The organism is Cyclobacterium qasimii M12-11B, assembly GCF_000427295.1.
Taxonomy (GTDB): domain Bacteria; phylum Bacteroidota; class Bacteroidia; order Cytophagales; family Cyclobacteriaceae; genus Cyclobacterium; species Cyclobacterium qasimii.
The window spans coordinates 34410-46372 of record NZ_ATNM01000153.1 but is presented as its reverse complement, the minus strand read 5'-3'; the positions used below and the strand labels follow the sequence as shown (position 1 = coordinate 46372).

The following is an 11963-nucleotide window of genomic DNA, read 5'->3' as shown; positions in this document are numbered from 1 at the left end:
GCTGCTAGATACGGTGAAAGCCCCGGGGATTATAAATACGAAGATGTAAACAATGACGGAGTAATTAACCTTGAGGATGATGGACAAGCTATAGGTGACTCCAACCCTAAGTTCACCTGGGGATTTAACAGTTTGTTTGCCTATAGGAATTTTGAACTTTCTGTGTTATTCCAGGGAATGCACGGGCAGGATGTTTTCAATATTACACGGGCTACTGCTGCCTCTATTCATAGTGACGCTCGATCAATTACCTTAAAAGATCCGGCAACTGACTATTGGACACCAGAGAATCCAGACTCGGAATGGCCTAATATACATAGTTTAAATAATAACAAGCGACTGAATTCAACAAGATGGATAGAGGATGCTAGTTGGGTAAGATTGAGATACATCGGGTTTACTTATAATATACCTAAGGACTATCTGAAAATTGGAAATCTTGCTGTCTCTCTTACTGGTGAGGATTTGTTGACTTTCACCAAATATAAAGGTTTCGATCCTGAAGTTTCAGCTTCCGGTAATGAGGATACCTGGGGAGGATTAGATATGGGTACCCAACCTATACCATCAACTGTAACATTGGGAGTATCTCTAGAATTTTAATTCAGTTAAATTATTTGAAGATGAAAAAGATATATATACTATTAATATCAATTACATTGTTTCAGTCTTGTACTGAAGATTTTCTAAATATTGACCCAAAAGGGCAACTCTTTCCTGAAACATTTTACTCTACCAACGATGAGTTGGAAATGGCCGTAACAGGAATCTACCAAATTATGAACAAGCTCCAATTTTATGGGTATAGCTTGTCATATACTGCGGCAGGACGAGACAAGACATCTACCTTCGTAAATTTTGTGGAAGTTGACATATTTGATACGGAGTCAGACAATGGAGAAATGCTAAATTATTGGGCTAAATCCTATGAGGTTATCAATGCAGCCAATATGATCATTGAGAACTATCAAGATGCTGATGCTACACAAGAGCAAAAGGAACTAGCAGCAGGACAAGCACATTTTATCAGGGGATATGCCTTTTTTCATTTAGTTCGTATGTATAATGAAGTTCCAGTATGGTACTCGCAATCTGAGCTTTCTCCAGAGATAGAATTAACAGGACCTGCCGATATATATTCTTTAGTGATTGAAGATTTAAAAATAGCGGAAGAGTTTCTTCCTGATAATTGGTCGGGTGATGCAAGGAGAGAGGGTGTCGCCTGGACAAATGGTGCAGCAAAATCTCTTTTGTCATATGTATATTTATCAATGACAGGTTATCCGCTTAATGATCAATCAAAATATGCTCTTGCTGCAGAAAAAGCAAAAGAAGTTATTGACAATGCAGACAGGTGGGGCTATCGATTGGTAGATGATATTGCAGAGCTTTATTCAAAAGAATTCAACTATGAGAATAGATCAAGTGATGAAGTAGTTTTAGCTTTCTACAATGATAATGAGTGGGGTTGTCCTCTTTGTGGCGTTCCAGGTGAATATGGTGGCTGGGAAGTTTATATGGCAGACATCAATTTTTTTGAAACTTATCCTGATGGGCCTAGAAAAGATGCCATTTTCATGTGGGAATTCCCAATGGCTGATGGATCTGTAAAACACTATTCTGAGCTTAGTTCCAAGCATCCTTGGTACAAACAATATTGGGATGGAAAAATTGATTGGGATAAGCCTTGGGATGGAATGAATTGGAAAAACTCCAGGCCACAAGTGTCTTTAACTCATGCCAACAATCTTTTGGTTTATGCAGAAGCGCAAGCGATGTCTTCTTCGCCAGATGCATCTGCTTATGAGGCAGTAAACAAAGTAAGGAATAGAGCCGGGTTGGAAGACCTCCCTGAGGGGCTTTCGACAGAAGAATTCCGTGATGCTGTAGTTCAGGAACGAGAATGGGAATTTGCTGGAGGGTATTTCACAACGGCCCCTTGGTATGACCTTGTAAGGCTTGAAAGAGTTGAAGCATCCGTACTAGAACGTCATCCTGACGAAAATCCATTGGTAAACCAACCTTCTAAGGCACGTTACTTCGCACCTTATCCTGTTACTGAAAGGATGAACCCTAATTTAAGTAACTAAATAATAGGTTTCATAAACAGATACTGAGCTGGAATTTTTTGAATTGCAGCTCAGTATTTTTTTATAAAATCACCAAATAGGCAAATGAAAATATTCAAATATACGGTTCACTTAATTGCAATTCTCTTTTCTTTAAACAATCAAGTATTTGCACAGCAAACGGCATCATTTGAGTTTGTAGTAAGTCCTTATGTTCAGGAAATCACAGATAGTTCATTTCAGGTCATTTGGGAAACATCATCGGAAGCAAAAGGGCAATTGCATCTAGCTAAGAGTAAAGCTGATATTTTGAAACCGGAATTGACTGTTGTTGCAGCCGAAAGCAACCCTTTATTTTTTCACAAATTGAGTGTAAATGGCTTGAACAAAAGTGAGCTTTATTATTATCAGGTACTAAATATTGGGCTGAAGGGAGATACACTTAGGGGACCTATTACTCCTATAAGCCTCCCAAATTATGATCAATCCTCTATTTCCTTTTCAGTGGTTGGGGATACACAAGGTAATCCAGTAGTTTGGAAACGCATAGTTGAACTGATGTCAGAAGAGGCTCCTCAATTTATTGTCCATGTGGGTGATCTTGTTCAGTATGGCCCCAATAAAGATGACTGGACCGATGAGTTTTTTTATCCGGCAAAAGACTTACTAAGCAATACCCCCTTGTACCCAGCAAGCGGAAACCATGAAATGAATGATGAAAAATTCTACAATTATTTTAATCTTCCGTATGACAATGCATTCTATTCGATCAAAAAAGACGATTTAATTCTGATTTTTGTGGATACAAATAAAGATGTTCTTCCAGGGTCCGAACAATACAGAAAATTGGAAGAACTATTGGCTTCCTCTCAGGAACGCTGGAAAATAGTTGCCCATCACCATCCATTACTTACTTCCGATAAGTTTTCCTATAGAAGTTCATTACTGGCTACTGCAACAAAAGGTGATCCCAATATTCTGCACTTAAAAAATCTTTATGAAACCTATGATGTTGACCTGACCCTTTCCGGCCATGTGCATGATTACGAGCGGAGTTGGCCGATTTGGAAAAACCATATCAACGAAGAAAAAGGCGTAGTTCATATTGTGACTGGTGGAGGTGGCGGCAATTTTAAAAAAGTGCCAAACGATGACAATTGGTTTTCGGCAAAATCAAGAAACGTACATCACTTTTTAAATATTCAGCTATACGGGGATAAGCTTCGTATTGATGCAATAGACACGACCGGAGTACTATTTGATACATGGGAGAAAGAGAAAAAGGATCATGGACAAAGGTTAAGTGCCCCTTTTATTAGTGCTCAAAAGCAATATTTTATCGACTCAACAGCAATTCTAATTAGAAATTTGAATACCAAAGGAAGTATTAATTATCGACTAAACGATGCGTTGTATAAAACCGCACAGTTAAAAGAAAAAGCAATTGTCTTAAAGAATACTACAACTATTTCAGCGATGGTAAGTGCTGTAAACAGTGAAAGTAAGGAACTGGTTAAAACCTTTATTAAACTACCCATAAAGCCAAAACAAAAGACAGCAGATAAAAAAGTAGTGGCAGATTATTATGAGGGGGACTTTACGGTATTACCGGATTTCGAAAAATTGAAACCCACGCAAACATTTACAGTGGATTCATTATCCATTTCCAAAATACAACCCCGTGTCGAAGACCACTTTGCAGTGAGGTTTAAAGGTACCGTATTGATCCCCGAAACAAGTGTTTATCGTTTTTTCTTAGAGTCTTTTGATGGAAGCAGGCTTCTTATAGACGGAGAAGAAATCATTGATAATGATGGTGTACACTACGAGATTTTCAAAGAAGGTTACGTGGCTTTGGAGAAAGGATTTCACAACATTGAAGTTCAGTATTTCGACTACGAACGAAGGGAAACCCTGAACTTATTAATTGGTAAAGATCAAAAGGAAATGCAGGACATTAATACCTATATATACAATAGGTAGGTGCAATAACTAGGCCTTTTTAATAAAGAATAAATGAGAATATTATCTCAGCAAAACTAACGAAGATTAATGGATTGAAGGAATGGTGAAATTGAAAGTAATAACTAAAAAAAATAACCACTAATACTCCCATTAAATAACCTAAAGCATTTTTGATGAAAACGAAAATTACATTATTTCTAATTATAGTGGCAGTTGGACTATCTGCCGCTACTTATAAAACCAAGAAGGTAAAACAGATCGATTCAAACCAGTCCGAGGTAGCAAATGGGTTTACAGATGCCAATTCCTTTGGGTTCTCACCGGCGGCAACGGGTATGGAAAATGTTGTTGCAATGCAAAAAGCCCTGGACCAGGGAGGAACAATTATAGTTGCGAAACCCGGAACCTACAAAATAGCAGCTACCCTTTACCTTGATAGTAATACTGAAGTTATTTTTGGTAAAGGGGTATTTCTAAAAAAAGTTAATGAGGAAGGCCGTTTCGCACAGGTTTTTATCAATAAAGGTGCGCTTACCCGAACTTATAATGAGGATATCACCCTGAAGGGCTTACATATAATTGTTAATGGAGTAGACAATTGTTCTGATTTGGTTTTGGGTTTAAGAGGGATTATCGGATTCTCTTATATAAAGGATTTGAAATTAAAGGGGTTTCGCTGTTATGATTTGACGGGTTGCCAATTCGGTGTTCAAATAAACAGATTTGAAGATGTGATCATCGAAGATGTAATTATCAAGGGTCAAAAAGACGGGATTCATTTTGGCCCAGGCAAACGTTTTACCATCAGGGATGCAGTATTTCAGACCTTAGACGATGCCATTGCATTGAATGCCCAGGATTACTCTACTTCAAACCCTGAAATTGGGTGGATTGAAGATGGAATCATCGAGAACTGCTATGACCTTGATCAAGAAAACGGATTGGATTTTTCTGTCGAATGTTAGCAGGTGCTTGGATCGACTGGGAAAAAGGCATGAAAGTACAGCAGTCGGATGCAGTGGTATCAGATGGGAGAATATATCGTGTAAAAATGCCTGCAGATGCCACACTTTTTGAATCAACTACCAGACCGGATTTTAAAAGTGGCACCAAGGTACTTGATGGTATAACATGGGTTATGACCCAGGAGATAATTTCCTATAATGCCGGAGTTCGAAATGTCGTTTTCAGGAATATCCAATTAGAAAAACCTAGGATTCCTTTTTCTATTCAATTTGACATGGGAAGGTATAATCGTTCTTATTACCCCGGTGCAAAAATCCCCGTTCAAGAAAACATTGTTTTCGATAATGTAAAAGTCCTCTATGACAAAGACATTCCATTGGTGCAGGTTACTACTCCTGTAAATATGATTTCCATCATCAACTCAAGGCTAAAGAATAGGGTTTTTAAGTTTTATGGCAATGAGGTCTTTCCTGATTATTTGAAACCAAATACCATCTCTGAATTTGGCAAAACGCATATAAATATCCACGGATGTGTGTTCGATCACCAAGGAGAGATGATTCTTTTAGAGAATTCTGCTAAGGGTAAAGAAATAGAAATAAAGACTTCTTCGAATATGGAGATAGGCGAAAATTTTTCAGCGAAAATTATTGATGAAGTCGGGAAGGTGAGTGTACAGTCTGATTTAACGGGATTGGAGAATAAATAGCCTTGTACACATTATAGGCATACTAAATCAATACTCTTTATTAAGAACCTGTTTTATTTAAAATTAGAATTTAAGCGCATGTTGAAACTTGTTTTATTATTATTACTGTTTGTAAATTTTTCACCGGCAAATGCCAATGATTATGGATTTTTAGTAAATAAGGATACTTCTTGTAAAGTTTGGTGGGCTGAAAGCACGTATAAAATTATGCGTGACGATCCTGTTCCTACAAAAAAAAGAAAGGTAGCTATTCAGTCTGCACGAAATGAATCCGAAGGGTTTCAGATTGTATTGTCCCCTGAAGTTGATCTCACTAATGTTTCAGTATCCATTTCTGATTTTAGTAATAAAAATGGTGATTTAATTCCATCCCTGAATGTTACTATTAGGGAAGTAGACTACGTTAATGTCACTAAACCATCAGGTAAGCAACACAGTGCAGGATGGTACCCTGATCCATTGCCATTGCACGAAAAACCTTTCAATGTAATAGCAGGGATCAATAAACCACTGTGGTTTTCGGTGAATGTTCCTAAAGATGCTGCTCCCGGACGTTATATGGCCAATGTAAAGCTAAAATCAGCTTTATGGGAAACAACCATACCCGTGGAACTTCACGTTTGGAATTTTGCACTGCCGGAGACGCCATTTATGCGTTCAGGGTTTGGCTTGTATAGCAATATGCTTGAAAGGTATCATAACCTCGAAACAAAAGAGGAATTAGAGGAGGTAAGGGAAAAATATTTCAGGGATTTTAAGCATTATAAAATATCTCCTTATGGTTCTTACCCAGTAAATTACAAGGTGACAGGTGTTCCATGGAGTGGAGGTACTTTCGACCCTCATACGGTATACGAAGGAAAATATACTTATCAAATAAGCGGAAAGCGAGAAGCACGTTTTACCGATTTGATTGAAATTATTCCCGATCACCCTTATTTATTGAAATGGCAGGCCAAAGTACTTTCTGAAAATCAAAAATATACTGTTACCGTTAAGTGTTACGATGAGGAAAAAAAGCCCATATCTATGTCTTTAAAGTGGGGAGTGTACGAAGGAAGTGAAACCTGGCGACAGGATACGCTTTTTATTGATACCGAAGGATTTATTACTTATGAAGAATTACCAGATTACCGACCATTCCCCGCAAATGCAAAGTACGCTAGCCTTCAACTTTACCCATATGTACCGGGAAGCAGTTCAGAAGAGGGCACGGTGTGGTTTGATGATTTTCAATTTATAGACCTGGCATCAGGAGAGAATCTTTTACCCGAAGGGAATTTTGAGCAAAAAGTGGAGGACCTGGACCTGAAACTGGATTTTTCAGAATTTGATGTAGAAGCACGTAAATATTTAGATGGTATGGGTTTTACAGGGTTTCGTACGGGTTTTCCAGGATTGAGATCAGGGCCATACATAGGTAAAAAAACAGGTTGGTTCAATGGTTTTATTAATGGTACATCCGAATATGAAAAGCTGGCTGACCTCTACTTTAAAGGATTTCAAGATCATCTCGAAGCTAACGGATGGCTAGGGAAAGAGTATTTCTATTGGGTGGACGAACCCAAGCATGAAGAATATGATTTTGTTCGTGAAGGGATGCAAACCATCCATAGGGCAGCACCTAAATTAACCCGATTTATTACAGAGAATAATCCGGGGCCGGAAATCATGGATGTTACGGAGGTCGGTTGCCCGGTTTTATACAAGGTTGACCCTGAAAAAGTAAAAGAATGGAGCGAAAATGGCCGCGAGTTTTGGTCCTATCTAATGTGTTGGCCAAAGGAACCTCATGTAAATCTTTTTATCGATTCTGATGCCATTAATATGCGTATGTGGTTATGGATGTCCTATAGATATAACTTGAAAGGCATTTTGGTATGGAATTCTAACCACTGGAATGGAGCTAGTTCCGGTGCCATGCCCAAAGGAACGGTACAAAATATCTGGGAAGATCCGATGACCTATAAATCTGGATATGGTACTCCTTACGGTTCCGCTCCTGAATTTGGTAATGGCGATGGTATGCTTTTCTATCCACCTAATCGTGATCCAAACAATGATAAAACCAAATATCTTTCAGGCCCTGTTCCATCATTAAGGCTAGAAATCCTTCGTGAAGGACTAGATGATTATGATTATATGATGATGTTGGAAAAATACATAGCAGAAGCAAACCCTAATCAGCAGGGATTGGTATTAAAGGCCAGGAAGGTACTAGACTTTGGTTCGGAAGTGTTTGAAACAGATACAGAATACACTAAAGATCCAGAAATATTGATGGAATACCGGCAACAAATGGGTGAATTGCTAGAGCAGTTTTATGAGAGTAAAAGAGAATAATAATATTAACAGAGACTAAAATCCATGATATACTCTCGTTTTCAAAAAAACCTGCAAATAGTGGAAGCAAACACCGATTTCTCAAAAATAAATTAGAACAATTTTAAAATGATAAGAATATTTTTATTGCTCATTATCGCTTCGGGATTTATTGCATGTAATGATCAACAGCATCTTGAAGATGCAAATAAAATGAATAAAGTAGTCAATGAAAGTCAAAGAGCTTTCCCCGGAGCTGAAGGTTACGGAGCTTTTGCCAAGGGAGGACGTGGAGGAGATGTTTATCAGGTGACAAACCTGAATGATAACGGGCCTGGTTCTTTGCGCTATGGCATTGAATCTGCAGATGGCCCTCGGACAATCGTATTCCATACAAGCGGAACTATCGAGCTCAAATCCGACCTAACAATAAATAAACCATACCTTACCATTGCCGGACAAACTGCACCTGCTGATGGTATTACACTAAAAGACAGAACGCTGGCAATAAATAATACCCATGATATTGTCATTAGATATATTCGAATAAGATATGGAGATGAAAATAAAGATAAATCTGCTTTAAGTGATCCCGACGCAATTCGAACCAATGGGATAACAGATGTGATCTTTGATCATATTTCAGCTAGCTGGGGTATTGATGGAATACACGATCTCAGAGGCGGTAATTTCACTCTGCAATGGTCAATATATGGTGAAAGCCTCAATCGCAGCCTGCATGAGGATAACTTAGATCATGCCATGCTTGCGTCTTTCAGAGATTTAGATAATAATGTTTCAGTACATCACAATCTTTTTCATAGTAGCCGGGAACGTCATCCAACTCTAGGAGGTGGAGTTGCCACAGATTCGACCCGTGTTGTGGATCTTAGGAATAACCTGATTTACAATTGGAAAGCACCGACAAATTTCGGCAATTGTAATGTGAACGTGGTAAATAACTACTACAAACCAGGAGAAAGTACCGACTTATCGTTGAAACCAATGCAAGTAAAGTCTGAGTTTGCTCCAACAAGGGCACATGGTTATGTTTTTGGAAACCTTTTTCCATGGAATGAGGAGTGGACAAATGACAATTATTCAGCCATTGAATATACAAATTGGGGCAAATACAAAAACACTACAAGGGGAAAATTTGAACTTTCTTCTGAGTTGGTAGAAGGAGAATTTATGCCAACGACTCAAACAGCACAGGAAGCCTACGAATCGGTTCTCTTATATGCCGGGGCATCAAAAAGCAGAGATAAGGTTGATCAAAGGATCCTAGAAGGAGTAATAGATGGCTCAAACCGCTTAATCGACTCACAGAATCAAGTGGGTGGATGGCCTGACTTGAAGCAGGGAGTGGCTTTAAAGGATTCTGACAACGATGGAATGCCCGATTACTGGGAAATGATGAGAGGATTAGAACCAAATAATCCGGAAGATAGAAATGATGATTATAATGGTGATGGTTATACCAATCTTGAAAAATACCTCAATGAAATGGCTATGCCCTCATCTGATTTAATAGCGCAATCATTATAACTGAATAACTGAAAATTAGGTGTGACTAAATTGAAAGGAATTTGGATTGATCTGAATCAATGTTAAGTGGTTGGAAGAGTTCTATAGGCAGAATAGGAGAAGTTTCTCATTTGGTTTGCTTTAGAATATTTATTTTAAGTCCATATTCACACGTTTTAATTTTAGAGAAACCGAACAACAAACCGATGATAAAAAAAGAAACCATTTATTTATCAATTTTAATGTTGATTAGCATTTCTGGATTGGCACAAGAACCCCAAATTAGTAGTGTTTTTCCAGCTTGGGAGGAAGGCTATCTTGATATCCACCATATCAATACAGGGAAAGGGGAAAGCACCTTTTTTATTCTTCCGGATGGCACTACACTTCTGGTTGACGCTGGCGCTACGCAAAGGCCAAAACCAAGAGTTACCGATCCCAAACCGAACGATAGTCTTACCCCTGGTGAATGGATTGCAAGGTATATAAAGCACGTAATGCAAGGTTTGCCTGGTGAAAATATAGACTATGCACTTCTCTCTCATTTTCATTACGACCATATCGGAGAATTGTACCCTGAAGTAAAATCATCTAAAAATGGTACCTATAAATTAGCGGGTATTTCTGAAGTTGCAGAACATGTTTCAATTAACAAATTGGTTGATCGCGATTGGCCATCCTATGATTACCCCAAACCGGCCACCGTTGACTACATGAAGAATTATATTCAGTTTGTGAATACTTCGGTGGATAAAAGAGGTATGACTGCAGAACAGTTTAAGGTTGGCGTCAGCGACCAGTTTGCCCTAATAAATGAGCCTGAAAAATATCCAAATTTTGAAATAAGAAATATAGCAGCCAATGGACAGGTTTGGACAGGTACAGGAACCAATAAGAGAAACCATTTCCCACCCATGGAAAGCATAGATGAAAGTGACTACCCTGATGAAAATCTCTGTAGTACTGCTTTTCGCCTATCGTACGGAGCGTTTGATTATTATAGTGGAGGAGATCTTTTGGCAAGGAAATTGGGCCATTGGAAAGACATTGAAACACCGGTTGGTTTGGCCACTGGACCTGTTGATGTATGCTTGGCAAATCATCATGCCTATTATGATGCCATGAGTGAATCATTCTTACAAGCTGTAAGACCGAGGGTACATATCATCCATGCATGGGCGCCAAGTCACCCTTCTCCGTCGGTGTTAAGGAGAATGTCCTCAACAGCAATATATCCGGGACCAAGGGATATTTTTTCAACAAATATAATGGATGCAACCAGGGTTGTAATTGGAGCAGGTCTTGATGAGTTGAAAAGTCAGCAAGGCCATATTGTTGTTCGAGTTAATCCAGGTGGGGAAAGTTACCTGATTTATATATTAGATGATTCGGAAGAGAGTTTTAAAATCACCTCAATCCATGGCCCCTACTTCTCCAATTAATTAAACTTAAAATATCAAAAGGATCCATCGCCTGAATAGCATAACAATTGGCTCTATATTTTTATTCAAGTTTGGAGTGGTATTGAAAGTGTTGAAACAATGTAGCTTATTATTGCAATGCTCAGATGCATAAGAAATACCACGTGAAATTTATTCATAGGCAAACGAATAAAAGAAACAAAAGAGATAACCCAATGTAGTCAATTTTGAATTGATTGATAAAAAATTTGAAATAACAGAAATGAAAAATACGATAACAAAGTATCCCTATTTACTACTCATTGTACCTTTAGTGTTGGCTTATTTTGCGAATAATAGTTATGGATTTGTGTTCAAGGCAGGTGTTCCCGGAAGTTGTATTATTATACTTGCTTTTTTGTATCGAAAAGTTTTAAAGACCACTCCAGATATTTGGTATGTTTTTGGGGCCTTCTTTTTTTCGATTGCAGGCGATTGGTTTTTATCGAACAAAGGCGATAGTTTTAGTATGTTTTCTGTGGGGATTGGATTGTATCTAATTGCTCACATAGGGTATATGGGGTTTGCCTTGATGAATGGGCGAATTCATAAAATATTTACTTTCATTATTTTGAGTGGGTATTTATTATTTTTCTATTTTCTTCTTTTTCCCGCTATTGATGATACTATTTTAATGATAGCTACGCTTTTGTATTCACTGATTTCTTGTTTTTCAATAGGGGCAGCGGCCGGAATGAAATTGAAACCATTTGTGAAGTGGGCCTATTTTTTAGGTGTTGCCTTGGTATTGTTTTCCGATACCATAATTGCCTTTTATGAATTTGTTGGTTACCGCGAATTGAATTTTTTGATTCTGCCAACTTATTATGCGGCACATATGGCCGTTACCCTTGCACTGATAAAAAGAAGAATTGATACAAAATTAAGGACAGCAAATTAGATTGCATTTGGTCTCAAAGAACTAATTTTAACTTCAAGCCCTCA

8 protein-coding genes and 1 pseudogene are annotated in these 11963 nt (G+C 38.1%); all 9 read left to right on the top strand.

Going from position 1 to position 11963, the window contains the following annotated elements; genetic code table 11:
- Positions 1 to 603, top strand: a pseudogene (locus ADICYQ_RS27480) (SusC/RagA family TonB-linked outer membrane protein); the annotation flags it as partial.
- Between the two features lie 20 nt (positions 604 to 623).
- The gene (locus ADICYQ_RS20145; RefSeq protein WP_040417262.1) at positions 624 to 2090 is read left to right on the top strand and encodes a RagB/SusD family nutrient uptake outer membrane protein; all 1467 of its coding nucleotides are present in this window, start codon (positions 624 to 626) and stop codon (positions 2088 to 2090) included.
- Between the two features lie 84 nt (positions 2091 to 2174).
- Positions 2175 to 4052, top strand: coding sequence for a metallophosphoesterase (locus tag ADICYQ_RS20140; protein WP_020893295.1), 1878 nt, complete (start codon positions 2175 to 2177; stop codon positions 4050 to 4052).
- Positions 4053 to 4207: 155 nt separating this feature from the next.
- Positions 4208 to 4999, top strand: coding sequence for a glycoside hydrolase family protein (locus tag ADICYQ_RS20135; RefSeq protein WP_020893294.1), 792 nt, complete (start codon positions 4208 to 4210; stop codon positions 4997 to 4999).
- On the top strand, positions 4993 to 5709 hold the full coding sequence (locus ADICYQ_RS20130) for a hypothetical protein (RefSeq protein WP_020893293.1): 717 nt from the start codon (positions 4993 to 4995) through the stop codon (positions 5707 to 5709). The genes ADICYQ_RS20135 and ADICYQ_RS20130 overlap by 7 nt, the downstream gene beginning before the upstream one ends.
- 78 nt (positions 5710 to 5787) lie before the next feature.
- Positions 5788 to 8052 carry a DUF4091 domain-containing protein gene (locus ADICYQ_RS20125; protein ID WP_020893292.1) on the top strand — a complete coding sequence of 755 codons (2265 nt, stop codon included), beginning with the start codon at positions 5788 to 5790 and terminating at the stop codon, positions 8050 to 8052.
- Positions 8053 to 8160: 108 nt separating this feature from the next.
- The gene (locus ADICYQ_RS20120) at positions 8161 to 9579 is read left to right on the top strand and encodes a pectate lyase family protein (RefSeq protein WP_020893291.1); all 1419 of its coding nucleotides are present in this window, start codon (positions 8161 to 8163) and stop codon (positions 9577 to 9579) included.
- 185 nt (positions 9580 to 9764) lie between these two features.
- On the top strand, positions 9765 to 11000 hold the full coding sequence (locus ADICYQ_RS20115; protein WP_040417259.1) for a ComEC/Rec2 family competence protein: 1236 nt from the start codon (positions 9765 to 9767) through the stop codon (positions 10998 to 11000).
- Positions 11001 to 11241: 241 nt separating this feature from the next.
- A complete protein-coding gene (locus ADICYQ_RS20110) occupies positions 11242 to 11919 on the top strand; it encodes a lysoplasmalogenase family protein (protein WP_020893289.1) in 678 nt (225 codons plus the stop codon).
- Positions 11920 to 11963: the final 44 nt, after the last annotated feature.